This is a genomic window from Streptomyces sp. NPDC096079 (genome assembly GCF_040303145.1).
GTDB lineage: Bacteria > Actinomycetota > Actinomycetes > Streptomycetales > Streptomycetaceae > Streptomyces.
Genome location: NZ_JBEOST010000010.1, coordinates 229,528 through 255,376 on the forward strand (window position 1 = coordinate 229,528; position 25,849 = coordinate 255,376).

Sequence of the window (25,849 nt, forward strand, 5' to 3'; positions counted from 1 at the left end):
CGGGGTCGGGTCAGTGCGCCGGGCGTCCCGAGCCGGCGGGCTCGATCGCTTCCCGCGTCGCGGGCACCCGCGGCGCCGCCGGCCCCGGCGAGACGGGGGCCTCCGCCGGACCGACCGACTCTTCGCGACCGGTCGCCTCGGCGGGACCGAGCGGCCGCGCAGACCCCGGCCGCTCCGAGGGACCACGTGGCTGCGAGAGCCTGGGCCGCTCCGCGGGAACGGACGTCTCGGCGGCACCCGACCGCGGGGGCCCGACACCGGACGTCCCGGCGGCACCCGACCGCGCGGACCCGCCGGGCGCCTCCGCGTCCGCGTGCCGGCCCTCCGGGGCCGCGCGCGTCCCCTGGGCCGCGTCGAACGCCTCCTCCGGGTCCACCGGGCACTCCATGACCTCCGGCAGTCGCCGGGCCATCAGCGCGCCCATGAGCAGGAGCCCGGCGCTCACGCAGAGCGTGATGTGCAGGCCGGTCACGAAGGAGTGCCGCGCCGCCTGGTGCAGGGCGTCACCCGCCGCGCCGCCGAGCTGGTCGGCCACCTTGTAGGCCTCGCCGAGCGAGTTCGCCGCGGCGCGGCTCGCCTCCGCGGGCACTCCGGGGACCGAGGCGAGCCCGGGGGCGTACGCCGCGTTCATCACGCTGCCGAGCAGCGCGATGCCCATGCCCGCGCCGAGCTGGTACGAGGTCTCGCCGATCGCGGCCGCACCGCCCGCGGACCGCTGCGGCGCCTCGCTGAGCATCGACTCGTACGCCGAGAAGAGCGTGGTCTGCAGGCCGAAGCCGAGCAGCACGAAGCCCACCGTGAGCAGCAGCGGCCGGTCGTGCTGCCCCATGAGGGTCAGCAGCAGCACCGCGCCGGCGGTGAGGACGAAGCCCCAGCCGACCATCCGGCGCGGACCGATCCTGCGCAGGGTGTACGAGCCGGTGGCGCCGGCCGCCATGGCGGCGAAGGTCAGCGGGAGGAGCCGCAGCCCGGTCTCCAGGGGACTGAGTCCGAGGACCAGCTGGAGGTACTGGACGGCGATGAGTTCGAGGCCGACCAGGGCCAGCATGCCGATGACGATGCAGCCGACCGAGGTGGTGAAGGCGGCGCGGGAGAAGAGCCCCATGTCGATCAGCGGGTGCGCGCGCCGCTTCTGCCGCCGCACGAAAAGGACGAGGAGCACGGCGCCGAGCAGCAGCGGCCCGGCGGTCGGCAGGGCGAGCAGCGGGTCGCCGGCCCCGGCGCGCTTCACCCCGAGGACGCAGCCGAGCACGCCGGCGGCGGCCATGAGCGCGCCCAGCACGTCCCAGGGTCCGTCGGCGGCGCCCCGCGACTCGGGCAGCAGGCGGCGGCCGAGCGGCAGGATCAAAGCCATGAGCGGAATGTTGATGAGGAAGACGGAGCCCCACCAGTAGTTCTCGACGAGGAAGCCGCCAAGCACCGGCCCGGTGGCGGCCCCGATCGCGGCCGTGGCGGTCCAGACGCCGATCGCGGTGGCCCGCTCCCGCCGGTCGGGGAAGACCGTGCGGAGGATGGAGAGCGTGGCGGGCATGATCATCGCGCCGCCGACGCCGAGCAGCGCGCGGGCCCCGATGAGGACCGAGGGCTCGGTGGCGAGCGCGGCGACCGCCGAGGCCACGCCGAACAGCGCGTAGCCGAGGAGGAGCACCCTCCGTCTGCCGACCCGGTCGCCGAGGGTGCCGAAGAGGATCAGCAGCGACGCGCAGACCAGGGGGTAGGCGTCGACGATCCAGAGCAGGGCCGTGGAGCTGGGGCGCAGGTCCTCGGTGAGCGAGGGGACGGCGACGTGGAGGATGGTCGCGTCGAGGGCGACCAGGAGAAGACTGACGCAGAGGACGACGAGAACGAGCCAGCGGTTGGTGCCGGCGCCGACGGCGCCACGAGGTCGCGCTTGGGCCGTGTTCGTCCGCTGCATGTACGTACCTCCCAGTGAAGCTCTCGCGCTCGGCGGGCCCCGACCAGGGCCTATGCCCCCCAGTGCGGCCCGGCATCGACGGGCGAGTGAGCCGTCAGCGTACGCGAGTTCAAGGCCCGAGCGCGTGGTGCAGCTCTCACCCCGGCGGGCCTCGCGGTGTGGCGTACGCCACTCGGCGGGGGCCGCGCGTCGCATGGAATTCCGCACGGACGTCTGTTTGAAGAAATTCCCGGGCGTTCAAACACCTTTCCGGAATCGACCCGCACGGCAATAGGGTCGAAGGTCATCGGATTTCCCGACGGACGCCTGGAATAGACCACCTGGTGAGACCCACTCCACATCACATGGTCATCACGAAGGGAGCGGATCGACCGGGTCTGCTTCTCACTCCCTGTAACGTCGATTGGGTGCGTACCGACATCTTTGCCCGGCTGGACCGGGAGCCGGAACCGCCGAAGATAGAGGTCCCGCGGATGACCCGCACGCGTCTCGCCCTCTTCGGCGGGACGTCGGCGTTCTATCTCGCCATCGTCGTGGCCGTCCTGCTCTCCACCTGGCTGGTCACCCTCGACTGGAAGATCATGCTCTTCCGGCCGTACCAGCAATGGCCCGAGATCCACGGCTTCCTCGACTACTACGTCGTCCTCGGCCAGCGCGGGCCCACGGCCGTCATGGTGGCCGCCTGGCTGGGCTGGCGCTCCTGGCGCCAGCACACCCTGCGCCCCCTGCTCTGCCTCGGCTCCGCCCTGCTCCTGCTGAACGTCTCGGTGGGCGCGGTCAAGCTCGGCCTCGGCCGTCTCGGGCCCCACTACGCGACCCAGGTCGGCTCCGCGGAGCTGTTCGCGGGCGGCGACATATTTCCCTCGGGGCACACCGCCAACGCGGTCGTGACCTGGGGCATCCTCGCCTACCTGGCGACGACCCCGAGGGCCAGGCGCTATCTGTCGGCGCTCTCCGCGGTGGTCGCGCTCGGTGTCGGCCTCACCACCGTCTACCTCGGCACGCACTGGCTGAGCGATGTGCTGCTCGGCTGGGCCGCCGGGCTCCTCGTGCTGCTCGCCCTGCCCTGGTGCGAGCCGGTCATCGCCGTGGCGGAGGCCTGGATCCTCGCCGCGCGCGACCGCGTACGGGAACGTCTGCGGGAGCGCCGCCGGCTCGTGCCGTCGCTGCCCGTCGCCTCGGGAGGGCCGCGCCCGGTCAGGGAACCGGTCCGCGAGCCCGTGCGGGAGCCCGTGGGGGTGGCCGGCGCCCGGCGCACCCCGGCGACCCGCGGCTGACCGTCTCCGGCACCGCGGAAGGGCCCCGGCCGCATCGGCCGGGGCCCTTCCGCGTGCGTGCCCCGCTGCCGCCCGGCGGGCTCCTCAGCCGAGCCAGCAGCGGGTGACGGCGCCGTCCTCGACCTCGAAGTTGATGCGCGCCGACAGGTACTCCATGGTGATGATCGAGCCGGGTGGCAGGGACCGGACGACGCTCCAGCCCCGGGTCCTGGCGAGTCGCTCGGCCCGCTCGGCGTCGAGGCCCACATAGGACTCGGGAGCGTCGTGCGGCGGTTCGGGAGTGCGCGAAGTGGGTGACATGAACCTCACGTTAGTCCCTCCGCGGTCACGCTTGTGTCACAAGTTCTCGACATATGTTTGGCCTGCTCACAAGGGGTCGCGGGGAGCGATTCCGGCCGTTTCTCCAGTAATGCCGAACGGCACCCGGCAGTTCCCACGAAGGCTCCGCGAACACGGGTAACGCGCCATCAATTCACCGCTTCCCGCGCACCCGTCCCGAATTGCGTCGACGACGCGCGCCCGAGGCGCACACTCTTCCCTTACACAATGCTTACGCTGTCCGAACGCCCGGAGACGCGGAGCCGGGAGGACGGCGAGGCGGAGGCGGCGATGGGCAACGGGACAGCGACCGCGGCCGTCGAATCGGCCCGGCAGCGGCACGGCCGCGTCCTGATCGACTGGCTCACCACGACCGACCACAAGAAGATCGGCCATCTGTATCTGGCCACCTCGTTCGTCTTCTTCCTGTTCGCCGGGCTCCTGGCGATGGTGATGCGGGCCGAGCTGGCCCGCCCCGGGCTCCAGCTCGTCACGAACCAGGAGTTCAACCAGGCCTTCACCCTGCACGGCACGATCATGCTGCTGCTCTTCGCCACGCCCACCTTCGCCGGCTTCGCGAACGAGCTGGTGCCGCTGCAGATCGGCTCGCCCGACGTCGCCTTCCCGCGGCTCAACATGTTCTCGTACTGGCTGTTCCTCTTCGGCGCCCTGATGGTGCTCGGCTCCCTCTTCACGCCGACGGGCCCCGCCGCCTTCGGCTGGACCGCCTACGCCCCGCTCAACAGCCTGGAGCGGTCACCGGGCGCCGGCGTCGACCTGTGGATCATGGGGCTCGCGCTCTCCGGCTTCGGCACGATCCTCACCTCGGTGAACTTCCTCGCCACGATCGTCGGCATGCGGGCGCCCGGCATGACCATGTTCCGGATGCCGATCTTCACCTGGAACGTGCTGTTCACCGCCGTCCTGGTGATCGTCGCCTTCCCCGTCCTCGCGGCGGCGCTGCTCGTCCTGGAGGCCGACCGGCGACTCGGCTCCGTGGTCTTCCAGCCCGAGAACGGCGGGGCGCTGCTCTGGCAGCACCTCTTCTGGTTCTTCGGCCACCCGGAGGTCTACATCATCGCGCTGCCGTTCTTCGGGATCGTCAGCGAGATCATCCCCGTCTTCTCCCGCAAGCCGATCTTCGGCTACGCGACCCTGGTCGGCGCCACCATGGCGATCACCGGCCTCTCGGTGGTGGTCTGGGCCCACCACATGTTCGTGACGGGCGCGGTGCTGCTGCCGTTCTTCTCGATGCTGTCGTTCCTCATCGCCGTGCCCACCGGGGTGAAGTTCTTCAACTGGACCGGGACGATGCTGCGCGGCTCGCTCTCCTTCGAGACGCCGATGCTCTGGTCCGTCGGCTTCCTCGTGTCCTTCCTCTTCGGCGGGCTCACCGGCGTCATCCTCGCCTCGCCGCCGATGGACTTCCAGGTCACCGACTCGTACTTCGTCGTCGCCCACTTCCACTACACGGTCTTCGGCACCGTCGTCTTCGCGACCTTCGCGGGCTTCTCCTTCTGGTGGCCCAAGTTCACCGGCCGGATGCTCGACGAGCGGCTCGGGAAGATCCACTTCTGGACCCTGTTCGTCGGCTTCCACACCACCTTCCTCGTGCAGCACTGGCTCGGCGCGGAGGGCATGCCCCGCCGGTACGCCGACTACCTGGCCGCCGACGGCTTCACCGCGCTCAACACCGTGTCCACCATCGGCGCCTTCCTGCTCGGCGCGTCCACCCTGCCGTTCCTCTACAACGTCTGGCGGACCTGGCGGTACGGGACGAAGGTCGAGACCGACGACCCCTGGGGCTTCGGACGCTCCCTGGAATGGGCCACCTCCTGCCCGCCGCCCCGGCACAACTTCGAGTCCGTGCCCCGGATCCGCTCCGAGGCGCCCGCCTTCGACCTCCACCACCCGGAGTTCGCCGCGTTCGAACGGAGCCGGATCAGCGCTCCGAGCGGTCGAGGGCCCGGGACAGACGGTCCCTGAGCGCCCGCACCTCCGCCACCAGCTCCGGCGGGTCGACCACCTCGAAGTCGAAGCCCATGAACATCACGTGGAACACCATGGAGTCCAGGCTCCGCGCCCCCGTCCGCAGCAGACAGGCACCGTCGCCGTCCGCCGTCAGCACCCCGTCCAGCGGACCGACGACGGCCGCCGCCTCGGCCATCGGCACGAACAGCCGGACCGTCGCCTCCACCGCGTACGCGCTGCCCGACACCCCCCTCTCCACATAGGCGGCCAGGTCCTCGGCGGGCGGCTCACGGGGCGGGAAACGGGGGCCGTGCGGCGGGGTCGGCTCGATCCGGTCCGCCCGGAACGTCCGCCAGTCCTCCCGGTCCAGATCCCAGGCGACCAGGTACCAGCGCCGCTCGGTGCAGACCAGCCGGTGCGGCTCGACGGTCCTGCGGGTCGCCGTGCCGCCGTGGTCCCGGTAGACGAAGCGGAGCCGCTCGCCGTCCCGGCAGGCGTTGGCCAACTCGGTGAGGACGCCCGGGTCCACCCGGTCCGCGGGGGTACGGAGCAGGGGCACCGTGAACGCGTTGAGCGCCCCGATCCGGCGCCGGAGCCGGCCCGGCAGGACCTGCTCCAGCTTCGCCAGGGCCCGCACCGAACTCTCCCCGATGCCCTCGACGCCCTGCCCGGCCGCCGAGCGCAGCCCGACCGCGACCGCGACGGCCTCCTCGTCGTCGAGCAGCAGCGGCGGCAACTCGGCCCCGGCCCCCAGCTGGTAGCCCCCGCCGGTGCCCGGGCTGGCGTGCACGGGATACCCGAGCCCGCGCAGCCGGTCGACGTCCCGCCGCACGGTGCGCGGCGTCACGCCGAGGCGCTCGGCGAGATCGGCGCCGGACCATTCACGGTGGGCCTGAAGCAACGAAAGCAGCCGCAAGAGCCGCGCGGACGTCTCCAACATGCCCCTACCCTCCCACCCGTCGCGGACAACGACGGTCCGCATCGTCGTGGGCGGGAGCCGACCCGCACGGGCCGGGGCGCGGGGGCCGTCAGCGGAAGCGGCGCACGAGGCGGCCCGCGCGGGACTTCTGGGTGTAGGCCGCGTCGATCACCCGGCCCACCGCGCGGTGGACCCGGGCCCGCCCGGCGGAGTGCGCCCGCCGCCCCGCCCCGCGGGCGACCAGCTCCTCCCACAGCGCCTCGTGCCGCGCGGCGATCCGCTTCGGGTCGAACCGCTCGGACGCGGCGAGCGCCGCCTTCCCCGCCTCGGCCCGCAGCTCCTCGTCCTCGACGTACGCGCGGAGCGCCGCCGCGACCGCCGCGACGTCGTCGACGGGCACGAGCCGCCCGTCGACCCCGTCCTCGATGATCTCGCCGGGCCCGTGCGGGCAGTCGGTGGAGACCACCGGAAGACCGCACCGCATCGCCTCGACGATCGTCATGCCGAAGGACTCCCGCTGCGAGGTGACCGCCGCGAGGGAGCCCTTGGCCCACTCGGGTTCCATCGGCGTGACGGTCCCCATGAGGAAGACCTGCCCGCCCAGGCCGAGGTTCTCGATCTGGCGGGCCAGCGGCCGCTTGAGGTCCTGGACGGCGTCCCCGGAGCCGTAGATCCGCAGCTTCCAGTCGGGATGGTCTGCGGCCACCGACGCGAAGGCGTCGATCAGGACGTCGTACCGCTTGACCCGGGTCAGCCGGCCGGCCGCGACGACGGTCCTGGCGGCGGGGTCGGCGGGCCGTACGCCGGGCGCGGGCACGCTGTTGGGGACGGACTCGATCCGCACGCCGGGCAGCCGGAGCCTCCGGTAGGCGCGGGCGTCGGCCTCGGTGACCGTGGTGACGGCGTCGAGGAGCGCGTACTCGTGCCCGATGTCCCGGCGCAGCCGGTAGCTGTGGCCGTCCAGTATCAGGTGCTCCTGGCCGACGAGGACCGGCCCCCGCCGGGCCTGCCGGGCGAGCTGCACGTTGAGCCCGGGGCGGGTCGCGACGAGGACGTCGGCCTCCACGCCGCGCAGGTACTCCCCGATCCGCGCGTCGGTGAGCGCGCTGTACTGCTTCCAGCGGCCGTCGCCGCGCGGGAACACCTCGGCGGGCCGGTGGAAGTCGGGGTGGTCGCCGTCGTATCCGGAGCTGTCCTTGCGCAGGTCGACGAGGTGACGCAGCGTCACCCCCGAGGGCAGGCCCAGGATCGGGCGGTCGCGGTGGCGGAACACCGAGACGATCTCCACCTCGTGGCGTTCCGCCAGGTCCTCGGCGAGGGTGAACGTGGTCCTGATCGTCCCGCCGTAGTGGTAGCCGTTGTGGAGCAGAAAGGAGATACGCATCGTGCTGCCGGTTCCCCCCGGTCAGTCATCAGTCGGTCGCTGCCCGACTGTACTGCCGGTGCGGGCGCGCCGTTCACGGCCGGTAGCCGAGCTGCGGGACGGTCGCGCAGTTCTTCGTCATGTCGCCCTGGCTCACCCACCCCCGGCCGTCCTGCCAACGGGCCACGGACAGGCAGGTGTTCCGGGTCGCCGGCGGCCGGGCCAGGTGCTCGAAGCGCACGGGCAGCAGCAGTCCGCTCGCGGTGTACGGCTCGGGGCGGTTCATGAACTCCTCGACGCAGCCCCGGGTGAGGGCCCCCCGGGCCAGACAGGAGCGGGCCGCGTCGGTGAACCACATGGCCGCCGCCCACCCCTCCAGCTGCCATTGGGACGGCGGCCGGTCGCCCAGGGCCGTGCGGAACGCGCGGACGGCCGGGTGCCCGGTGTCCTCGTAGTTCCGGCTGGAGCCCGTCACCCACAGCGAGGCCCGGCAGCCGGGGGCGCGGGCGTAGTCGCGGGAGACGGCCGAGGACCAGTTCTGCACGTTGGTCACCTTGGCGGCGACCCGGACCCCGAGCGTCTCCATCGCCTCGCACAGCCGCACGTTGCCGTGGGTGTCCATGGCGTCGAAGACGACGTCGGCGTGTTCGGCCCGCAGATCGGCGGCGACCGCGCGGAAGTTGGGCAGCGCGAAGTCGACCTGTTCCTGGACCACGCGGTAGCCCTCGGCGCGCAGCCCGCGTGCGACGAGCCGGGCGTAGGCGGCGGAGGCGGTCTGGTTGTAGGAGACGACGGCCGCGGTCCGCGCGCCGAGTTCCTTCCGGAACCAGCGGTAGACCTCGGTGCCGCCGTAGAGGGTGCCGTCCCAGCCGGGTGCGCGGCCGGTGCGCGGGGCGGAGCTGCCGTAGATGCCGTAGAGGTGCGGATAGGTGTCGTAGGCGGGGGTGAGGGGCTGCCCGCCGATGTCGGGGACTTCGGCGCGGGCGACGAGCGGGGCACCCGCGTAGTCGAGGGCGGTGGTGGCGACGAGGGCGAAGACGCGCCGCTCGTCGATCAGCCGGTGCACGCACGCGTTGTTGCCGACGCCGCTGCCGCCGTCGTCGCAGGTCTCGACCTCGATCCGGCGTCCGTCGAGGCCACCGCGCGCGTTGAGGGCGTCGAACCAGGCGCGGGCCCCGTCGCGCGGTCCGGTGAAGGCCGGTCCGCCGACCGGACTGGTGGTGCTGGTGATGATGCCGACGCGGAGCGGCTCACCGCCGGAGGGGTTGGCGGTGGGCCGCGTCTCGAAGGCGCGCTCCGGGAGCCGGCTGCCGCATCCCGTGAGGAGGGCGAGCAGCGCGGCCAGGAGCAGCGCCGTGACCGCCTCAGCAGCCCGGAACGGTGACACCGCTCAGCTCGACCAGGCCGCACAGGGTCTTCACGGAGACCTTCCAGGTGTCGTTCTGGAGGATGGAGGTGCCCTGGGCGCCGGGCAGGGCCGGGTTCCCGCCGACCAGCAGGTCGTAGGTGACGTTCGCGCCGGCGGCCGAGGTGAAGTCGACGCCGGTGACCTTGGCGGAGGTCATGGCCGCGTTCTTGTCCGCGGCGAAGGCGGCGAGGACGGGCCGCAGCCGCTCCCCGTTCTCCAGGAGCCTCACCTTCTCGGCGACGGGCGTCCCCGGGTCGAAGAACGCGGTCCAGTTCCGGGTGATCTCGGCCTTGGCGGCGGCCGGGTCGGCGGGACCGGCCGAGGCGGGCGGCGAGGAGGAGGAGGAGGCCGTGCCGCCGCCGTTCGTCCCTCCGTCGTCCGAGCAGCTCGCGAGGGCGGGAGCCAGGGCGAGGACGGCGACGGCCCCGAGGACCGTGAGGCGGGAGCGCCCCCCGCGTCGATCGACGACCATCTGGCTCACCACCGGGTGTCTCGCCGGCCCTGAGTGGCCGGCGTGCTGGTGTTACCAGGGTGGGACGGATCAGGGCATAGTGCAAGGAAAGAGACAGCAGAGGAGGCGAGGGAAGCCCCGTGCCGACATCCCGGATCCTGCTGTGGAGCGGTCTCGCGGCGGCCGCCGGGGGCGCGGTGCTCTGCGTGCTCGGCTGGTACGGGATCTCCGGCGAGCGCTTCGCGGAGCGCCAGCTGCCCTACCTGGCCTCCTGCACGGTGCCGGGGGCCGCGCTGCTCGTGGCGGGCGCGGTCCTCGTCGGGTCGGGCGCGCTGCTTCCCGTACGCCCTCCGGAACCGCGGCCCCCCGACGGCCCCGAGGGGACTCCCCCGCCGTCCGCGGACGGCCCCTTCCTGCGGGTCCCGGGCGGGACCCTCGCGCACCGTCCCGACTGCCCGCTCGTGGCGGGCAAGGAGGAGGCCGTGGAGGTGGCGGACGCGGAACTCGCCCCCTGCCCGGTGTGTGAGCCGTGGCCACCCTGACGTACGAGCTGACGCTCGCCGGCCTCGCGGTGGGCGGCGCCGCCGCGCTCACCGGCATCGGGCTCGTCGTCACCTACCGGGCGACGGGGGTCCTGAACCTGGCGCACGGCGCCGTCGCCATGGTCTGCGCGTACGTGCTCCGCCAGCTGGTCGTCGACTGGGGCTGGCCGCTGCCCCTGGGGGCCCTGGTCACGCTCCTGGTCGTGGCCCCCGCCCTCGGCCTCGCCCTCGACCTCGGCGTCTTCCGTCCCCTGGCGCTCCGCGGCTCGAATCCGGCGCGGACCCTGGTGGCGACGATCGGCGTGTTCGTCCTCCTGGTGGGCGGGGCGGTGCTGCTGTGGGGCCCGGGGGCCAGGGACGACGCGCCGGTGCTGCTCGGCGACGAGCCGTGGGCCCAGCTCGCGGCGGTGGTGGCGCTGGCGTGTCTGGTGGGGGCGGTGACCCGGTGGACCCGGTTCGGCCGAGAACTGCGGGCCGTCGTGGACAACCGCCCGCTCGCGGTCCTCGCGGGGATCGACGCGGACCGGGTCGCGGCGGCGGGCTGGGCGTTCGGCTCGTTCACGGCCGGGCTGACGGGTGTCCTGCTCGCCCCGTACGTGCGGCTCGACCCGTACGGGCTGCCGCTGCTCGTCGTCGAGGTGATCGCGGTCGCCGTGATCGCCCGGATGCGGTCGCTGCCGGTGGCCGTGGGAGCCGCGCTCGCGATCGGCGTCGCCCAGGCGCAGCTGACCCGGCTGCACCCGGAGGGCTGGGCGGAACCGCTGCTCCGGGCCGTCGGGGCGAACCTGTTCGTGGTCGCGCTCCTGGTGGCGGCGCTCGTCCTGCCGGGGGTCGGCGGCAAGGGCAGGGACGCCCTGCCGCCGCCCACGCGCGCCACCCGGGTCCCGGTGGCCCTGTGGCTGGTGGTGGGCGTCCTGCTCCTCCTCCCGCTGGGCCTCGCGGGCCCCGACCTGAGCACGGCCGTCCAGGTCCCCGCGCTCGCCGTCGTCCTCCTGTCGCTGGTCGTGGTCGCGGGCCGGGGCGGGCAGATCGCGCTGGGCCAGGCGGCGTACGCGGGCCTCGGCGCGCTGTTCACGGGCCTCCTGGCGGCCGCGGGCGTCCCCGCGCTCCTGGCCCTCGGTCTCGCGGTGCCGCTCGTGGCGGTGACGGGGCTGGTGACGGGGTGGCCGGCGATCCGGCGGCACGGCCTGGCGCTCGCCCTGGCCACCCTCGCCGTGGGGGTGGCGGTGAGCCGCTTCGTCCTGACCCAGCCGTACGCGACGGCGGGCCTGGAACTCGACCGCCCGGCGGGCTTCTCCGACGACCGCGCCTTCTACGCCCTGGAGCTGGTCGTGCTGGCCGGCTGCCTGGCCCTGGTCGCGGCTCTGCGCCGGGGCCGTGCGGGCAGGGCGCTCGCCGCCCTGCGGGACCACGAGGCGGGCGCGGAGGCGGCGGGCGTCCCCGTGCCGCGGCTCAAGCTCCTGGCCTTCGTCCTGGGCGCGGCCCTGGCGGCCCTCGGCGGCGGGCTCCTCGGCCTGGGCCTGCGGGCCTTCGACGCGGAGGCGTACGACCCGGTACGCGGCCTGCTGTGGTTCGCGGCGGTCCTGGTCCTGGGCGCGGACAGCCTGCTCACGCCCCTGGCGGCGGCGGCCCTCCTGACGACCCTGGACGCGGGCCCCCAGGCGGGCACGGCAGCGGCCCTGATCGGCCTCCTGGCGATCCTGACCCCCCGGATCCCGCCCCTGACGAGCCTCCTGCCCACGGCACGCGAAGCCCCGGGGGCACGCCCCCGGACCACCCCGCCCGAAGCCCGACCGGCCCCCGACACCGCTCCGGCCGAAGCCCGGCCGGCCCCCGACACCACCCCGCCCGGAGCCCGGCCGGACCCGCCCGCCCGCGCGGCCGGAGCCCGGCCGGACCCGCACGCCCGCGCGGCCGGAGCCCTGCGGCACCCTCACGCTCCCCCGCCCGCCGCCCGCCAAGGGCTCCGCGTGCACGATCTCTCCCTCACCTACCCCGGAGGGGTCACCGCCCTCTCCCACGTCACCCTCGTCCTCTCCCCCGCCCGCGTCACCGCCCTCGTCGGGCCCAACGGCGCCGGCAAGAGCACCCTCTTCGACTGCCTCGCCGGGACCCTCCGCCCCCGCCGCGGCGAGGGCCGGATCACGCTCGACGGCACCGACATCACCTCCCGGTCCCCGCACGCGCGGACCCGCCTGGGCATCGCCCGGACCTTCCAGCGGCTGGCCGTCTTCCCCTCGCTCACCGTCGAGGAGAACGTCCGCCTCGGCGAGGAGCAGCGCGGCGGGGGCGGCGACCCGGCCGACGTGGAGCGGAGCCTGCGGCTGCTCGGGCTCGACGGCCCGGTACGGCACCGGCGGGCCGCGGACCTGCCCACCGGGACGCTGCGCCGGGTCGAGCTGGCCCGCGCGCTGGCGGGGCGGCCGCACACGCTGCTCCTCGACGAACCGGCCGCCGGCCTGGACGCCGCCGAGACCGCCGCGCTCGGCCGGATCCTGGCGGCCCTCGCGGCGGACGGCCTGACGGTCCTCGTCGTGGAGCACGACCCGGACCTGGTCGCCGGGATCGCGCACACGGTGCACACCATGGAGGGGGGCCGGATCCTGTCGTGAGCGTCGAGATCGCCCTGCGCACCGCCCGGGTCCGCTACGGCCCGCTGGAGGCCCTGCACGGCCTCGACCTGCCCGTGCCCGCCGGGGCGGTGACCGTTCTCCTGGGCAGGAACGGCGCGGGCCGGACGACGGCCCTGCGGGCGCTCGCGGGCACGGTGGGCCTGTCGGCGGGCCGGGTGGAGTGGCGCGGGGCCGACGTGACCCGTCTCCCGGCGCACGGGCGGGCGCGCCGCGGACTGTGCTTCGTACCGGATCTGCGGGCGGTGTACCCGGGCCTGACCGTCGCCGAGAACCTGGCGCTCGCCGCGCCCGGGGTGCCGCCGGCCGACGCCACCGCCCCGTACCCGGAACTGGTTCCCTTCCTGGCCAGGAGGGCCGGGACGCTGTCCGGCGGGGAGCGCAGGATGCTCGCGCTTTCCCGCGCGTTCCTGACGCCACGCGCGCGCGTGGTGCTCGTCGACGAGCCCGCGCTCGGCCTGGCGCCCCCGGTCGCGGCCCGCACGTACCGGATGCTGGCGGCGCTCGCCGTGGAGCACGGCGCGGCCGTCGTCCTGGCCGAGCAGCGGGTGCCGGACGGGCTGCCGCCCGGGACGGTGGTGCACGAGCTGCGGCGGGGCTCCCGCGCGTCGAGCGGGGAGCCGGCCGAGTACGGGTGACGTCTCAGAGCGGGGCGATCCGCAGCATGGTGCCGACGACGATCCGGTTCGGATCGGGGCCGATCACGCTCCGGTTCGCCGCGTACAGCGCCTGCCAGCCGCCCTTGATCGCGAAGCGGCGGGCGATCGAGCCGAGCGTGTCGCCGCGCTGGACGGTGTGGACCCGTCCGGACAGGCCGTACCGCCGGGAGCACACCGGCCAGGCGCCCCACCCCTGGGTGCGCAGCACCTCCTCGGCGACGGTGATCTGCTGCTGCCGGGTCGCGAGGTCGGCGCGCGGGGCGTACGCCAGGCCGCCGTGCTCGACCCACGTGGGATGCCAGAACTGGAGCCCGCCGTAGAAGCCGTTGCCGGTGTTGGTGTGCCAGTTCCCGCTGCTCTCGCACTCGGCGACGCAGCCCCAGGGCCACTGGTCCTGGGCGCAGGCGTACGCGGGCACGGAGGCGGCCGCCTCCCGGAGCGCGTCCGCCGCGCCGAGGAGCGCCGCCGAGGCCTCCGCCGCCCCGTCCGGCACGTCCCGCACCTCGTCCGGCGCGTCCCGCACGTCCCGCACCCCGTCCGGCGCGTCCCGCACGTCCCGCACGGTCCGGACGTGGTCCGGCAGGTCCCGGGCGTGGGCGGCGGGCGCCGGAGCCAGGGTCAGGAGCGCGGCCGCGGACGCCGCCACGAGGGAACCGGCCGTCCAAAATCGGATCTTCGACATCGGGGAAGGCTAGGCAGCCTCCCGCCGCCGCCCGCCCGTGCCGCGCGGAACACTGTTCACACCCCACCCGGTCGGAGTCACGGCCCCCGACGACCCCGGCCGCACGAGCCTCCGGCAAGTTGCCCCGCTTCCGCGCGTGACCCAGGCCGAGGCTGACCCGTTGAACTCGGCATGAGGCGCCCGGGAACGGCCCGGCGTCCCCCCGTACCGAGTCCAGGGAGCCCCCCGTGCCGCGCATGCTCGACGTCAGCGAGGACGTACGCGCCGAGATCGGCGACGAAGAAGCGGACCGGCTGCTCGCCGGCGACAACGCCCCGGGCAGCTACGACTGCACGTCCTGCCGCACCCCGGGGGACTCCGACCAGGAGCGCACCAGCACGGTGCTGTTCGTCGGCGACGAGACCGCGGTCCTCGCGTTCGCCCACGCCAGCTGCATCCCGTCGCAGGTCGTCCGGGTCGCCGAGGAGCAGCTCCAGGGCGCCGTCGCCTCCATCACGGCCTCCGACGCCGCCGACGCGCTGTCCGCGGCCCACCCCGAGCAGGCCGTGCTCGGCGTCACCAGCGGTCTCGTCCTGATCGACGGCGAGCTGCACCCGGCGCTCGTCGTGGAGCCGACCGCACCGGTGGCCCGTCCGGGCACGGACGGCCTCACCGACGAGTTCCTGTCGCTCCTGACCGAGCAGGGCTTCCAGCCGGTCATGGACCTGGGCGAGAAGCCGGCCGGGCTGCCGGGCTGGTCGGTCCTGGTCGCGATGGGCCAGCTGCACTCCGTGCTCCAGCCGGGGCCGGGGGGCGCCGGGCAGGCCGCCTGGTGGCAGGCGCACCAGCCGCTGCAGGTCACCGAGGGCTGGCGCGCGGCGGCCAACAAGTCGCACACGGTCCTGGTCTTCGCGGCCCCGGTCGGCTCGATCGGCCAGCAACCGCGCGAGGACCTGCTCCGCGACGCCCTGGAGAAGGCCGCGGCGAACGGCCGTCTGGTGGCCGCCGCGATGCCGCTGGCCGGCACCTGATGGACGAGGCCCGGCCCGGCTTAGGGCGAGGGCGGCCGCCGGGGGCGTGGGCGGGTGCGCCGACCGTTCCGCGTCCCCGGAGCGCTCCCCTTTCGGAGAGCCGCCCGCATCCGACGGGCGTCGGTGTCGTTGGCACCTATGTGCACCCATACGACCCGTTCCTCCAGCCGTATCCGAGCCAGATCCCGTCGATGCGCCCCGCGCGGGACGCGTCGGCGGGCCCTTCGCCCACGCCGATCTACGACGCCCTGTACGCGGAGTACCTCAGGTCGTTCCGTACGCTGCCGGGCGACCGCAGCGGTGAGGAGGAGCTGGGCTTCCGGGCCTTCGGCACCGTCCTGAGCACGGGCGTGTACGGGCACCGGCACGCGGCGGCGTACCCGACGGCGTGGTCGGCGCAGCACGGGCACGTCCAGGCGGCTCTGCCACCGGGGCCCCGCAGAGGCGTCTAGCCGGGCGCGTACCGAGCACCGAACGGCCGAGGGCCGGGACCCGAAACGGGTCCCGGCCCTCGCCGTGTCTCGTACCGCGCGTGCTACTTCTTGCGGCCGCGCTTCTCGCGGACCCGGACCGAGATGTGGATCGGGGTGCCCTCGAAGCCGAACTCCTCGCGCAGCCGGCGCTCGATGAAGCGGCGGTAGCCGGCCTCCAGGAAGCCGGAGGCGAAGAGCACGAAGCGCGGCGGCTTGGTGCCGGCCTGCGTGCCGAAGAGGATGCGGGGCTGCTTGCCGCCGCGGACCGGGTGCGGGTGGGCGGCGACGATCTCGCCCAGGAAGGCGTTGAGCCGGCCGGTGGGGACGCGGGTCTCCCAGCCGGCGAGCGCGGTCTCGATGGCCGGGACCAGCTTCTCCATGTGGCGGCCGGTCTTGGCGGAGACGTTGACCCGGGGCGCCCAGGCGACCTGCTGCATCTCGGTCTCGATCTCGCGCTCGAGGTAGTAGCGGCGCTCCTCGTCGAGCTCGTCCCACTTGTTGTAGGCGATGACGATGGCGCGGCCCGACTCGACCGCCATCGTGATGATGCGCTGGTCCTGGACCGAGATGTTGTCGGTGGTGTCGATGAGGATGACGGCCACCTCCGCCTTCTCGACGGCGGCCGCGGTCCGCAGGGAGGCGTAGTAGTCCGCGCCCTCCTGGAGGTGGACCTTCTTGCGGATGCCGGCGGTGTCGACGAACTTCCACGTCACGCCGCCGAGCTCGATGAGCTCGTCGACCGGGTCGCGGGTGGTGCCGGCCAGCTCGTTGACGACGACCCGGTCCTCGCCCGCCACCTTGTTGAGCAGGGAGGACTTGCCGACGTTCGGGCGGCCGATGAGCGCGATGCGGCGGGGGCCGCCGACCGCGTTGCCGAAGCGCTGCTCGGGCGCCTCGGGGAGCTTGCGCAGCACCTCGTCGAGGAGGTCGCCGGTGCCGCGGCCGTGCAGCGAGGAGACGGGGAACGGCTCGCCGAGGCCCAGGGACCAGAGCATCGCGGCGTCGGCCTCGCCGGACTGGCCGTCGACCTTGTTGGCGGCCAGCACGACGGGCTTCCCGGCGCGGCGCAGCAGCTTGACGACGGCCTCGTCGGTGTCGGTGGCGCCGACGGTGGCGTCCACGACGAACAGGCAGGCGTCGGCGGCCTCGATGGCGTACTCGGCCTGGGCGGCGACGGAGGCGTCGATGCCGAGGACGTCCTGCTCCCAGCCGCCGGTGTCGACGACCTTGAAGCGGCGGCCGGCCCATTCGGCCTCGTACGTGACGCGGTCGCGGGTGACGCCCGGCTTGTCCTCGACGACGGCCTCGCGGCGGCCGATGATGCGGTTCACCAGGGTCGACTTGCCGACGTTCGGACGGCCGACGACGGCGAGGACCGGGAGGGGGCCGTGGCCGGCCTCCTCGATCGCGCCCTCGACGTCCGCGGCGTCGAAGCCCTCTTCCGCGGCGAGCTCCATGAACTCCGCGTACTCGGCGTCGCCAAGTGCCCCGTGGTCGTGCTGGTCGTTCATGAAGTCCGTTCCTTGATCATTCGTGGTCGGTGGTCCCGGACGGCCGGAGCCGTGGGGCCACTACTGAGAGTGTCGCTCAGCGCCCGGTGAGGCGCCTGGCGTTTTCCAGGTGGGCGGTGAGCTTCCCCTGGATCCGTACGGTGGCCTCGTCGAGCGCCTTGCGGGTGCGGCGGCCGGAGCCGTCCCCCGCGTCGAACGCGTCACCGAAGACGACGTCGACGCGGGCCCGCAGCGGGGGCAGTGCCTTGACCACCCGCCCGCGGCGCGCGGTGCTGCCCAGGACGGCGACCGGGACGATCCGCGCGCCGCTGCGGACGGCGAAGTACGCCAGGCCCGCGCGGAGCGAGGCGAAGTCGCCGTCGCCCCGGGTGCCCTCGGGGAAGATCCCCAGGACGCCGCCCTGCTCCAGGACGCCCAGGGCGTTGCCTATCGCGTTGCGGTCGGTCGACTCCCGGTCCACCTTCAGCTGCCCGATGCCCTCCAGGAAGCTGCCGAGCGGGCCGACGAACGCCTCCTTCTTGATGAGGAAGTGCACGGGCCGCGGGGCGGTGCCCATGAGCATGGGGCCGTCGATGTTGTGCGCGTGGTTGACGGCGAGGATGACGGGGCCGGAGGCCGGCACCCGCCAGGCGCCGAGGACGCGCGGCTTCCAGAAGCCGTACATCAGTCCGATGCCGATGCGACGGCCGACGGCGGCGCCCTTCGCGGAGGGCACGGTCACCTGGCGACCGCCCGCTTCTCCTCGACGAGGGTGACGACGCACTCGATGACCTGCTCCAGGGTGAGGTCGGTGGTGTCGACCTCGACGGCGTCGCCCGCCTTGGCCAGCGGGGAGGTCTTACGGCCGGCGTCCGCCGCGTCCCGCTTGATCAGGGCCTCCTTCGTGGCGTGCACGTCGGCGCCCTTGAGCTCGCCGGAGCGGCGGGCGGCACGGGCCTCGGGCGAGGCGGTGAGGAAGATCTTCAGATCGGCGTCGGGCAGCACCGTGGTGCCGATGTCCCGGCCCTCGACGACGATGCCGGTCGCCACGCCCTTGGCGATGGACCGCTGGAGCTCCGTGATCAGACGGCGCACCTCGGGGACGGCGCTGACGGCGCTCACCTTGGAGGTGACCTCCTCGGTCCGGATGGGACCGGCCGCGTCGGCGCCGTCGACGGTGATGGTGGGCCGGGCCGGGTCGGTGCCGGAGACGATGACCGGCTTGGCGGCGGCGTTCGCGACGGCCTCGGCGTCGGTGACGTCGACGCCGTTGCTGATCATCCACCAGGTGATCGCCCGGTACTGGGCACCGGTGTCGAGGTAGCTCAGCCCCAGCTTGGCGGCGACCGCCTTGGAGGTGCTGGACTTGCCCGTGCCGGAGGGCCCGTCGATGGCGACGATCACGGATTCCACGGTGGGAACACCTTCCTGGGGGTGAGCGGTAGGCCCGGCGGTATGCGAGGGACCCCCACAAGGTTACCGAGTCCCGAGCCCCCGCTCGGCCCCACCCGTGGTGGGGCCGCCCCCGCCCCCGTCCCGGGCAGGCGTTCCGCGTGGGGGCCCGGGACGTCCGCCCGCCCGGGGCCCCCTGCCCACCCGGGGCGCGGGCGCCACCCGCGACGGCGAGGGGTCAGCTCGTGCGCAGGGACCAGCCTCGTTCCTGGAGCGCCGCCCCCAGCGGCCCCGCCGCGGACGGTTCGACCATGAGCTGGACCAGACCCGCCTGCTGACCGGTCGCGTGCTCGATGCGGACGTCCTCGATGTTGACCCCCGCGCGGCCCGCGTCGGCGAAGATGCGGGCGAGCTCGCCCGGCTGGTCGCTGATGAGGACGGCGACGGTCTCGTAGGCCGTGGGCGCGGCACCGTGCTTGCCGGGGACGCGCGCGCGGCCGGCGTTGCCGCGCCGCAGGACGTCCTCGACGCCCGTGGCGCCGTCGCGGCGCTCGTCCGCGGAGGCGGACTGGAGGGACCGCAGCGCGCGGACGGTCTCGTCGAGGTCGGCGGCGACGCCGGCGAGGACGTCGGCGACGGGCCCGGGGTTCGCGGAGAGGATCTCGACCCACATGCGCGGGTCGGAGGCCGCGATCCGGGTGACGTCGCGGATGCCCTGCCCACAGAGCCGTACGGCGGACTCCTCGGCCGCCTCCAGGCGGGCGGCGACCATGGAGGACACCAGCTGCGGGGTGTGGGAGACCAGGGCCACGGCCCGGTCGTGCGCGTCGGCGTCCATGACGACGGGCACGGCCCGGCAGAGGGCGACGAGTTCGAGGGCGAGGTTGAGGACCTCGGTGTCGGTGTCGCGGGTCGGGGTGAGGACCCAGGGCCGGCCCTCGAAGAGGTCGGCGGTGGCGGCGAGCGGGCCGGAGCGCTCCTTGCCCGACATGGGGTGGCTGCCGATGTACGCGGTGAGGTCGAGGCCCAGCGCCTCCAGCTCCCGCTTCGGCCCGCCCTTGACGGAGGCCACGTCCAGGTAGCCGCGGGCCAGGCCGGCCTTCATGGCCTCGGCGAGGGTGGCGGCCACGTGCGCCGGGGGCACGGCGACGACGGCGAGGTCCACGGGGCCCTCGGGGGCCTCGTCGGTGCCGGCGCCGAGCGCGGCGGCCGTGCGGGCGCGCGCCGGGTCGTGGTCGCGCAGGTGGACGGTGACGCCCCGGCCCGCGAGGGCGAGGGCGGCGGAGGTGCCGATCAGGCCGGTGCCGATGACGAGCGCTGTTCTCACTGGGCGATGTCCTTGCGCAGGGCGGCCGCGGCGCCGAGGTAGACGTGCGCGAGCCGCGACTTGGGCAGTTCGGTCTCGACGTGGGCGAGGAGCCGGACGACCCTCGGCATCGCTCCCTCGATGTCGAGTTCCTGTGCGCAGATGAGGGGCACGTCGACGATCCCGATGTGCCGGGCCGCGGCGGCGGGGAAGTCGCTGTGCAGATCGGGGGTCGCCGTGAACCAGATGCTGATGAGGTCGTCGGTGGTGAGCCCGTTGCGCTCCAGGACGGCGGTGAGCAGCTCCTGGACCTGCTCGCGCATGTGTCCGGCCTCGTCCCGCTCCAGCTGGACGGCTCCTCGGACCGCTCGTACCGCCACGTCGTGCTCCTTCGCCTGCGTCAGTGCTCCGTTCAGCCTAGTCAGCGGCGGGGACGGCGCGCCGCGGCGCCCGCCCTCCGAGACGGGGCGGACGCCGTGGGGCGGTCAGAGCTGCTGCCGGCGGATGATCTCCTCCAGGGAGCCGCCCTGCGGCAGCGCGCCGTCCGGCGTCAGTCTGTCGACGGCCTGCGGCAGCGACCGGGCGATCTCGTCGGCGGCCTGCTCCGGGGTGACGCCGGCCTCCGCGGCGACCTTCTTGAGGGTGTCGTCGGGGAGGGCGTCGGCGATCTGGGCGCCGCTGACGGCCTGGTTGTCGCCGGTGCCGACCCAGGACTGGGCCTGGTCGGTGAGGCCGGACCTGGTGAGCATGTCGAGGAGGCCCCCGAGCGGGTTCGAGCCGTTGCCGCCGCTGCCGCCCTGCCCGCGCATGAGCGCCCCCAGGAGGGAGCCGAGGACGTTGCCGCCGCTCTGCCCGGTGCCGCCTCCTCCGCCTGCGCCTCCGCCGAGGAGGCTCCCGAGGAGGCTGCCGAGGTCGTTACCCGCCATGGTCCTGCCTTTCGTCCGGGGTGGAACACGCCCAATGTCACCCGAACCGGGGTGTTCCGCCACTCGGGGTAAGGGCCGGGCGGGGCCGCGCGGGGGAGGCCGGGCCGGGTGGGCGGCGGGGCCGTGCGAGGGAGCCGGGCCGGGTGCGCGGCGTGTTGCGGGCCCCGAAGGCGATCCGCGGCCAAGCTGGCGGCATGACTTCGAGCGCCACGACACGTCGTACCGTCCTGTTCGCCGCGGCGGCCCTGACGACGGGCTGCGGCTCGGACGACGGCGACGGGGGTGACGGCGGCACGGACACGGGCACACCGGCCACCGCCGGCGCCGACACGAGCGCTCCGGCCACCAGCGGGCCGGCCACGGGCACGGCCGCTCCCAGCGGCCCCGCCCCGCTGGCCAGGACGTCCCGGATCCCGGTGGGCGGGGGCACGGTCTTCGCGGAGCGGAAGGTGGTCGTGACGCAGCCGACGGAGGGCGAGTTCAAGGCGTTCTCCGCGATCTGCACCCATCAGGGGTGCACGGTGAACAAGGTGGCGGACGGAACGATCGACTGCCCCTGCCACGGTTCGAAGTTCCGCGTCACCGACGGCTCGGTGGCGGCGGGACCTGCTCCCCGGCCGCTGCCGGAGGAGAAGATTATTGTCTCGGGGGAAGAGATCACCCTGGCGTAATCTGCCCGGCATGACTCCGGACGAGCTGGTGCGCGAGCACACGATCTACTCCTGCGTGATGGGCTCGCGCGCCTTCGGTCTCGCGACCGAGGACAGCGACACGGACGTGCGGGGCGTGTACCTCGCGCCGACCCCGCTCTTCTGGCGCTTCGACAAGCCGCCGGCGCACGTGGAGGGGCCGGGCGAGGAGCAGTTCAGCTGGGAGCTGGAACGCTTCTGCGAGCTGGCCCTGCGCAACAACCCGAACGTCCTGGAGTCCCTGCACTCCCCCGTGGTCCAGCACGTCGACGACTGGGGCCGCGAGCTGCTCTCCCTGCGCGGGTCCTTCCTGTCCCGCCGGGCCCACCAGACCTTCGTGCGGTACGCGGGCGGTCAGCGCCGCAAGCTGGACGCCGACGTCCGCCAGCACGGCCACCCGCGCTGGAAGCACGCCATGCACCTGCTGCGGCTCCTGACGAGCTGCCGCGACCTGCTGCGCACGGGCGAGCTCCGCATCGACGTCGGCGAGGACCGCGAGCGCCTCCTCGCCGTGAAGCGCGGCGAGGTGCCCTGGGCGGAGGTCGAGTCCTGGATGAACCGCCTCCAGGAGGAGGCCGACCGGGCCCACGACAGCACCCCGCTCCCCGCCGCCCCGGACGAGCCGCGGATCCAGGACTTCCTGACCCGGGCCCGTCGCTCCTCAGCGCTCGGCGTGCGCTAGTGCTGTGGCCGGCAAGGTTTGCCGGGTCGCGGCGTCCGGTGCGGTGCATCGCAAGGCGGAGGGCCTCGGCTCGTACTGGACGTACTCGCGAGGGCCGACAACGCGGCGAGGTGCCGTGCCGGGCGTCGCGACCCGGTGAACCTTTCCGGTCACAGCACTAGCCGGGCCCGTACGACGAGGTCGTGGAGCGCGTCGTGGACGCGCACCGCCTCCGGGAGCCCCGAGGCCGCCTGGGCCGCGTCCAGGACGCCGTGCAGGGCCTCCGTCTCGGCCCGCACGGCCTCGGGGTCGACCTCGGCCGCTCCGTGCTCGGCCGCCGCCTTCGCCGCGACGAGGTCGGGGAGCCGGGCGGGAGCCTCGGCCACCTCCGCCACGAGGGTCGGCAGATGGGCCTGCACCTCGCCCGAGCGCATCAGGTGGATGCCGGTGAGCAGCGCCCGGTAGGTGTAGAGCAGCGGCTTGAGCTCGCCGCTGCTCTCGAAGAGCCGCCACTGCGTGCCCGCGAAGCCCCGGTAGTGGTGGGCGTGGTGGCGGGTGAGCAGCTCCGGCACGAGCGAGACCAGCTCGGCGTGGGTCTCCGTCGTGTGCGCGACGAGCGGGGAGGTGAGCTGCTCCAGGACGTAGCCGTTGCGGCGGAGCATCAGCCGCGCGAACTTCCGCAGGTCGTGGGTGACGAGGTCCATCTCGACGCCGTCCCGGTCCCACATCCGGCTGCGGGTCTCCTCCGGTTCGCGCAGGCCGATCAGGGCGTCGACGGGCAGCAGGTGGGCACCGCGCAGGTCGACGTCCGAGTCGCGGGACGGGAAGCCGTAGAGGTGCGCGCCGGAGACGGTCGCGAAGAGCAGGGGGTCGGGCTGTTCCGCGACGACGGCGGAGAGGTCGCGGTCCGGGTCCAGGGTGAGGGTCACGGCTCACGCGTCCCAGAGCGCGCCGAAGGTCAGCAGGTCGCTGCGGTACTCGACGCGCTCGGCCCACTCCTTCGGCCAGGCGTCCGCGCCGAGGTGGGCGCCGGCGAGGGCGCCCGCGAGGGCGGCGATGGAGTCGGAGTCGCCGCGGGTGCAGGCGGCGCGGCGGAGCGCGGTGAGGGGCTCGTCGGGGAAGAGCAGGAAGCAGAGCAGCCCGGTCGCGAGGGCCTCCTCGGCGATCCAGCCGTCGCCGGTGTACGCGCAGGGGTCGAGCTCCCGGTCGGCCGTGCGCTGGACGGCGTCGAGGCGCTCCAGGACGGCCAGGCACTCGTCCCAGCCGCGCTCGATGAAGTGGAGGGCGCTGGGGTCCTGCGAGCGGGTCCACAGGTCGCCCAGCCACTGCTCGTGGTAGCGGGAGCGGTTCTCGTACGCGTACGAGCGCAGCTGTCCGACGAGTCCGGCCGGGTCCACGCCCTGCGCGAGCAGGTGCACGGCGTGGGCGGTGAGGTCGGAGGCGGCGAGCGCCGTGGGGTGACCGTGGGTCAGGCCCGCCTGGAGCTGTGCGGCCCCGGCCCGCTGCTCCTCGCCGATCCCGGGGACGAGCCCGATGGGCGCGACCCGCATGTTGGCGCCGCAGCCCTTGGAGTGGATCTGGCTCGCGTCCTGCCAGGCCCGGTCGCCGTCGAGGAGCCCGCAGGCCCGCAGGCAGGTGTTGCCGGGGGCCCGGTTGTTCTCCGGGGAGTGGTACCAGGCGACGAACTCGTCGCGGACGGGCCCGGCGAGCCGCTCCGGGGCGAGCACGCCCCGGTCCATGGCGGTGCGGATGCCGCGGGCGAAGGCGAGGGTCATCTGGGTGTCGTCGGTGACGTACGCCGTTCCGTTCCTGACGGGGAGTGCCATCTCCCGCCAGGGACCGGTCTTGGCGAGGATCGACGGGACGTCGCTGAACTCGGTCGGGAAGCCCAGCGCGTCGCCGAGCGCCAGTCCGATCAGGGAGCCGGTCGCGGCCTGCTTGGTGGGGGTGCGGGTGAGGTTCATGCGGGGCGTCCTTCCGGTCGCAGGAGGGGCGGGTGGAGGGCCGTGGCCCCGCCCGCCCGGTAGAGAGCGGCCGGTTTCCCCCGTCCGCCGGTGAGGCGCGGCGGTCCTTCCACGGCCTGGACGAAGCCGGGCGTGGTGAGGACCTTGCGCCGGAAGTTGGGGCGGTCGAGCTCGACGCCCCAGACCGTCTCGTAGACGTGCCGCAGCTCGCCGAGGGTGAACTCGGGCGGGCAGAAGGCCGTCGCGAGGCAGGTGTACTCCAGCTTGGCGCCGACCCGGTCGTGGGCGTCGGCGAGGATCCGGTCGTGGTCGAAGGCGAGGTGCCCGTGCGTCCCGTAGGGGATCCAGCGGGCCTGGGCCGCGTCGCCGCCGCCTCGCGGTTCGGGCGGGTCGGGTACGAGCGCGGTGAAGGCGACGGAGACGACCCGCATCCTCGGGTCGCGGCCGGGCTCGGTGTAGGTGCGGAGCTGTTCGAGGTGGAGCCCGGCGACGGTGACCTCGGAGAGTCCGGTCTCCTCGGCGAGTTCGCGGCGGGCGGCCGTCTCCGCGGACTCGCGGGGCAGCACGAATCCACCGGGCAGGGCCCACGACCCGGCGTACGGTTCCTGGCCGCGCTCCACGAGCAGGACGTGGAGGCGCTCCTCGCGGACCGTGAGGACGGCGAGGTCGACGGTGACGGCGAACGGCGCGAAGGCGTACGGGTCGTAGCCCTCGGGGGCGCGGGGGGCGGTCATCGGAGCTCCGGCAGGGGTTCGGTGAGGTGCGGGCCTTCGGCGAGCAGTGCGTCGACGGCGGCGACGGCGGCCGCGAGCCGTTCCTCGTGGGGGCCGGTGAGGACGGCCGTACGGCGGCCGGTGCGGGTGAGCTGGGTGAGGAGGCGCGCGGTCATCCAGGGCCGCAGCCGGTCCGCGTCGGCGCAGTCGACGCCCCGGTGGTCGGTGAGCAGCCAGAGGTGCTGCCGGCCGTGGGCGGCGACGGCGGCGGTGGCGGTACTGGTGGTGCCCGTGTACCGCTCGTGCCGGATGGCGGCGGCGAAGGCGTCGGTGTCGCAGAGGAGGACGGGTGAGCCGTCCCGGGCCGCCGCCTCCTCCCGTTCGGCCTGGCCCTGGGCGATGACGGGGAAGTCGGAGGACCGGAGCTCGGCGAGCGCGGGTCCGCCGTACGCGCGCGCGTGATCCGGGACGTACCGGGTGCGGGCCCAGACGCCGCCGCGCCGCCGGTAGTGGTCGGCGAGGGCGAGGGCCATGGTGGTGACGCCGGTCCGTTCGGCGCCGAGGACGACGACGCGCCGAGTGAGCGCGGACCGCACGGACGGCTCCAGGAAGTCCCAGAAGGCGGCGGGGTCCTCGCGGACGGCGGTGTCGGAGAGGGCGTGCTCCGGGTGGACGAGGACGGTCTCCGCGCCGGTCTCCGCCCCGTAGGCCCCCAGGGGATACGGCTCCGAGGGATACGGCTCCGAGGGGTGCGACTCCGAGGGGTGCGGCTCCGCCACGAAGACGGCGTCGACGCGCTCGGGACCGGCGTACACGTCCTCGGCTCCGGCGCCGACGACGAGGACGTCCGGGTGGATCTCCCGCATCCAGGCGACCCGCTGCTCCAGGGGCGGGGTGTCCGACGCGGAGCCGCGGACCACCACGGTGAGGCGCTCGCAGCGGTCGCGCGCGGTGCGGACGAGGTGGTGGTGGCCGGCGTGCGGCGGGTGGAAGGCGCCGGGCACGAGCCCGTGGCCGTAGCGCTTCATGCGGTGCCCCCCGCCATGGACGGCCGCGTCCCTCCGGCGTGCGCCGTGCGGCGCTCCGGGAG

The 25,849-nt window shown here is 74.3% G+C and carries 25 protein-coding genes and 1 pseudogene; 9 read left to right on the forward strand and 17 right to left on the reverse strand.

All coding sequences use genetic code 11. The features are described 5' to 3' along the window. Positions 1-10: 10 nt before the first annotated feature. Positions 11-1,915 carry an MFS transporter gene (locus tag ABTY59_RS21905; protein ID WP_352020677.1) on the reverse strand — a complete coding sequence of 635 codons (1,905 nt, stop codon included), beginning with the start codon at positions 1,913-1,915 and terminating at the stop codon, positions 11-13. A 407-nt stretch (positions 1,916-2,322) separates the two neighbouring features. Between ABTY59_RS21905 and ABTY59_RS21910 the strand changes: the two are divergent. Continuing rightward, positions 2,323-3,259: pseudogene (locus ABTY59_RS21910) on the forward strand (phosphatase PAP2 family protein); the annotation flags it as partial. A gap of 17 nt (positions 3,260-3,276) precedes the next feature. Here the strand turns inward: ABTY59_RS21910 and ABTY59_RS21915 are convergent. Continuing rightward, positions 3,277-3,492 carry an I78 family peptidase inhibitor gene (locus ABTY59_RS21915; protein WP_352020679.1) on the reverse strand — a complete coding sequence of 72 codons (216 nt, stop codon included), beginning with the start codon at positions 3,490-3,492 and terminating at the stop codon, positions 3,277-3,279. 309 nt (positions 3,493-3,801) lie between these two features. On the opposite strand from ABTY59_RS21915, the gene ctaD reads away from it, so the two are divergent. Next, complete coding sequence (gene ctaD, locus ABTY59_RS21920; protein ID WP_352020736.1) at positions 3,802-5,496, forward strand: aa3-type cytochrome oxidase subunit I; 1,695 nt, start codon at positions 3,802-3,804, stop codon at positions 5,494-5,496. Here the strand turns inward: ctaD and ABTY59_RS21925 are convergent. The 4 genes from ABTY59_RS21925 to ABTY59_RS21940 form a co-directional block, all read right to left on the reverse strand. Next, the gene (locus ABTY59_RS21925) at positions 5,453-6,421 is read right to left on the reverse strand and encodes a helix-turn-helix transcriptional regulator (protein ID WP_352020680.1); all 969 of its coding nucleotides are present in this window, start codon (positions 6,419-6,421) and stop codon (positions 5,453-5,455) included. The genes ctaD and ABTY59_RS21925 overlap by 44 nt on opposite strands. Before the next feature lie 88 nt (positions 6,422-6,509). Next, a complete protein-coding gene (locus ABTY59_RS21930; protein WP_352020681.1) occupies positions 6,510-7,784 on the reverse strand; it encodes a glycosyltransferase in 1,275 nt (424 codons plus the stop codon). Positions 7,785-7,857: 73 nt separating this feature from the next. Then, the gene (locus ABTY59_RS21935; RefSeq protein ID WP_352020682.1) at positions 7,858-9,150 is read right to left on the reverse strand and encodes an ABC transporter substrate-binding protein; all 1,293 of its coding nucleotides are present in this window, start codon (positions 9,148-9,150) and stop codon (positions 7,858-7,860) included. Beyond that, the gene (locus ABTY59_RS21940) at positions 9,128-9,643 is read right to left on the reverse strand and encodes an MTB12 C-terminal domain-containing protein (RefSeq protein ID WP_352020683.1); all 516 of its coding nucleotides are present in this window, start codon (positions 9,641-9,643) and stop codon (positions 9,128-9,130) included. Before ABTY59_RS21940 ends, ABTY59_RS21935 begins: the two co-directional genes overlap by 23 nt. Positions 9,644-9,762: 119 nt before the next feature. Here ABTY59_RS21940 and ABTY59_RS21945 point away from each other — a divergent pair, with 119 nt between their 5' ends. Genes ABTY59_RS21945 through ABTY59_RS21955 form a run of 3 tightly spaced genes read left to right on the forward strand, consistent with a single transcriptional unit; the run spans position 9,763 to position 13,432 of the window. Then, positions 9,763-10,164: a hypothetical protein gene (locus tag ABTY59_RS21945; protein WP_352020684.1), complete on the forward strand. Its 402-nt coding sequence runs from the start codon at positions 9,763-9,765 to the stop codon at positions 10,162-10,164. Then, positions 10,152-12,776 (forward strand): ABC transporter permease subunit, encoded by a 2,625-nt coding sequence (locus tag ABTY59_RS21950; protein WP_352020685.1) that lies wholly within the window; start codon positions 10,152-10,154, stop codon positions 12,774-12,776. The genes ABTY59_RS21945 and ABTY59_RS21950 overlap by 13 nt, the downstream gene beginning before the upstream one ends. Beyond that, complete coding sequence (locus tag ABTY59_RS21955) at positions 12,773-13,432, forward strand: ATP-binding cassette domain-containing protein (protein ID WP_352020686.1); 660 nt, start codon at positions 12,773-12,775, stop codon at positions 13,430-13,432. The genes ABTY59_RS21950 and ABTY59_RS21955 overlap by 4 nt, the downstream gene beginning before the upstream one ends. 4 nt (positions 13,433-13,436) lie before the next feature. Here the strand turns inward: ABTY59_RS21955 and ABTY59_RS21960 are convergent, their stop codons facing one another. Next, the gene (locus ABTY59_RS21960) at positions 13,437-14,135 is read right to left on the reverse strand and encodes a LysM peptidoglycan-binding domain-containing protein (protein WP_352020687.1); all 699 of its coding nucleotides are present in this window, start codon (positions 14,133-14,135) and stop codon (positions 13,437-13,439) included. 227 nt (positions 14,136-14,362) lie between these two features. Between ABTY59_RS21960 and ABTY59_RS21965 the strand changes: the two genes are divergently transcribed. Both ABTY59_RS21965 and ABTY59_RS21970 read left to right on the forward strand, forming a co-directional pair. Further along, positions 14,363-15,145 (forward strand): DUF8842 C-terminal domain-containing protein, encoded by a 783-nt coding sequence (locus tag ABTY59_RS21965; RefSeq protein ID WP_352020688.1) that lies wholly within the window; start codon positions 14,363-14,365, stop codon positions 15,143-15,145. A 140-nt stretch (positions 15,146-15,285) separates the two neighbouring features. Further along, positions 15,286-15,597: a hypothetical protein gene (locus tag ABTY59_RS21970; RefSeq protein ID WP_352020689.1), complete on the forward strand. Its 312-nt coding sequence runs from the start codon at positions 15,286-15,288 to the stop codon at positions 15,595-15,597. Between the two features lie 83 nt (positions 15,598-15,680). On the opposite strand, the gene der is transcribed toward ABTY59_RS21970, so the two are convergent. The 6 genes from der to ABTY59_RS22000 all read right to left on the reverse strand — a co-directional run bounded on the left by der (position 15,681) and on the right by ABTY59_RS22000 (position 20,795). Further along, positions 15,681-17,129, reverse strand: a complete 1,449-nt coding sequence (gene der, locus ABTY59_RS21975) for a ribosome biogenesis GTPase Der (RefSeq protein WP_352020690.1) — start codon at positions 17,127-17,129, stop codon at positions 15,681-15,683. Between the two features lie 76 nt (positions 17,130-17,205). Continuing rightward, on the reverse strand, positions 17,206-17,892 hold the full coding sequence (locus ABTY59_RS21980; protein WP_352020691.1) for a lysophospholipid acyltransferase family protein: 687 nt from the start codon (positions 17,890-17,892) through the stop codon (positions 17,206-17,208). Next, entirely contained in the window at positions 17,847-18,521 is a 675-nt protein-coding gene (cmk, locus tag ABTY59_RS21985; RefSeq protein WP_352020692.1) for a (d)CMP kinase, read from the reverse strand. The genes ABTY59_RS21980 and cmk overlap by 46 nt, the downstream gene beginning before the upstream one ends. Before the next feature lie 217 nt (positions 18,522-18,738). Further along, on the reverse strand, positions 18,739-19,827 hold the full coding sequence (locus tag ABTY59_RS21990) for a prephenate dehydrogenase (RefSeq protein WP_352020693.1): 1,089 nt from the start codon (positions 19,825-19,827) through the stop codon (positions 18,739-18,741). Continuing rightward, the gene (gene aroH / locus ABTY59_RS21995; protein ID WP_352020694.1) at positions 19,824-20,186 is read right to left on the reverse strand and encodes a chorismate mutase; all 363 of its coding nucleotides are present in this window, start codon (positions 20,184-20,186) and stop codon (positions 19,824-19,826) included. The genes ABTY59_RS21990 and aroH overlap by 4 nt, the downstream gene beginning before the upstream one ends. Positions 20,187-20,291: 105 nt before the next feature. Further along, positions 20,292-20,795 carry a YidB family protein gene (locus ABTY59_RS22000; protein ID WP_403538904.1) on the reverse strand — a complete coding sequence of 168 codons (504 nt, stop codon included), beginning with the start codon at positions 20,793-20,795 and terminating at the stop codon, positions 20,292-20,294. 131 nt (positions 20,796-20,926) lie between these two features. Between ABTY59_RS22000 and ABTY59_RS22005 the strand changes: the two genes are divergently transcribed. Together ABTY59_RS22005 and ABTY59_RS22010 are read left to right on the forward strand one after the other, a co-directional pair. Continuing rightward, positions 20,927-21,403, forward strand: coding sequence for a Rieske (2Fe-2S) protein (locus ABTY59_RS22005; RefSeq protein WP_352020696.1), 477 nt, complete (start codon positions 20,927-20,929; stop codon positions 21,401-21,403). A gap of 10 nt (positions 21,404-21,413) precedes the next feature. After that, positions 21,414-22,103, forward strand: a complete 690-nt coding sequence (locus ABTY59_RS22010; protein ID WP_352020697.1) for a nucleotidyltransferase domain-containing protein — start codon at positions 21,414-21,416, stop codon at positions 22,101-22,103. 149 nt (positions 22,104-22,252) lie between these two features. On the opposite strand, the gene ABTY59_RS22015 is transcribed toward ABTY59_RS22010, so the two are convergent. Genes ABTY59_RS22015 through ABTY59_RS22030 form a run of 4 tightly spaced genes read right to left on the reverse strand, consistent with a single transcriptional unit; the run spans position 22,253 to position 25,787 of the window. After that, positions 22,253-23,011, reverse strand: a complete 759-nt coding sequence (locus ABTY59_RS22015; protein WP_352020698.1) for a nucleotidyltransferase domain-containing protein — start codon at positions 23,009-23,011, stop codon at positions 22,253-22,255. 3 nt (positions 23,012-23,014) lie between these two features. Beyond that, complete coding sequence (locus tag ABTY59_RS22020; RefSeq protein WP_352020699.1) at positions 23,015-24,046, reverse strand: ADP-ribosylglycohydrolase family protein; 1,032 nt, start codon at positions 24,044-24,046, stop codon at positions 23,015-23,017. Then, entirely contained in the window at positions 24,043-24,780 is a 738-nt protein-coding gene (locus ABTY59_RS22025; protein WP_352020700.1) for an NUDIX hydrolase, read from the reverse strand. Before ABTY59_RS22025 ends, ABTY59_RS22020 begins: the two co-directional genes overlap by 4 nt. Continuing rightward, on the reverse strand, positions 24,777-25,787 hold the full coding sequence (locus tag ABTY59_RS22030; RefSeq protein WP_352020701.1) for an AAA family ATPase: 1,011 nt from the start codon (positions 25,785-25,787) through the stop codon (positions 24,777-24,779). The genes ABTY59_RS22025 and ABTY59_RS22030 overlap by 4 nt, the downstream gene beginning before the upstream one ends. Positions 25,788-25,849 lie beyond the last annotated feature (62 nt).

Excerpts from the sequence above, each read along its gene's own strand:
- ABTY59_RS22030 (WP_352020701.1), bottom strand. The coding sequence starts at position 25,787 with ATGAAGCGCTACGGCCACGGGCTCGTGCCCGGCGCCTTCCACCCGCCG.
- ABTY59_RS22005 (WP_352020696.1), top strand. The coding sequence starts at position 20,927 with ATGACTTCGAGCGCCACGACACGTCGTACCGTCCTGTTCGCCGCGGCG.
- ABTY59_RS22020 (WP_352020699.1), bottom strand. The coding sequence starts at position 24,046 with ATGAACCTCACCCGCACCCCCACCAAGCAGGCCGCGACCGGCTCCCTG.
- ABTY59_RS21905 (WP_352020677.1), bottom strand. The coding sequence starts at position 1,915 with ATGCAGCGGACGAACACGGCCCAAGCGCGACCTCGTGGCGCCGTCGGC.
- ABTY59_RS21930 (WP_352020681.1), bottom strand. The coding sequence starts at position 7,784 with ATGCGTATCTCCTTTCTGCTCCACAACGGCTACCACTACGGCGGGACG.
- der (WP_352020690.1), bottom strand. The coding sequence starts at position 17,129 with ATGAACGACCAGCACGACCACGGGGCACTTGGCGACGCCGAGTACGCG.
- ABTY59_RS22025 (WP_352020700.1), bottom strand. The coding sequence starts at position 24,780 with ATGACCGCCCCCCGCGCCCCCGAGGGCTACGACCCGTACGCCTTCGCG.
- ABTY59_RS21915 (WP_352020679.1), bottom strand. The coding sequence starts at position 3,492 with ATGTCACCCACTTCGCGCACTCCCGAACCGCCGCACGACGCTCCCGAG.
- ABTY59_RS21960 (WP_352020687.1), bottom strand. The coding sequence starts at position 14,135 with ATGTCGAAGATCCGATTTTGGACGGCCGGTTCCCTCGTGGCGGCGTCC.
- ctaD (WP_352020736.1), top strand. The coding sequence starts at position 3,802 with ATGGGCAACGGGACAGCGACCGCGGCCGTCGAATCGGCCCGGCAGCGG.
- ABTY59_RS21940 (WP_352020683.1), bottom strand. The coding sequence starts at position 9,643 with ATGGTCGTCGATCGACGCGGGGGGCGCTCCCGCCTCACGGTCCTCGGG.
- ABTY59_RS22010 (WP_352020697.1), top strand. The coding sequence starts at position 21,414 with ATGACTCCGGACGAGCTGGTGCGCGAGCACACGATCTACTCCTGCGTG.
- ABTY59_RS21925 (WP_352020680.1), bottom strand. The coding sequence starts at position 6,421 with ATGTTGGAGACGTCCGCGCGGCTCTTGCGGCTGCTTTCGTTGCTTCAG.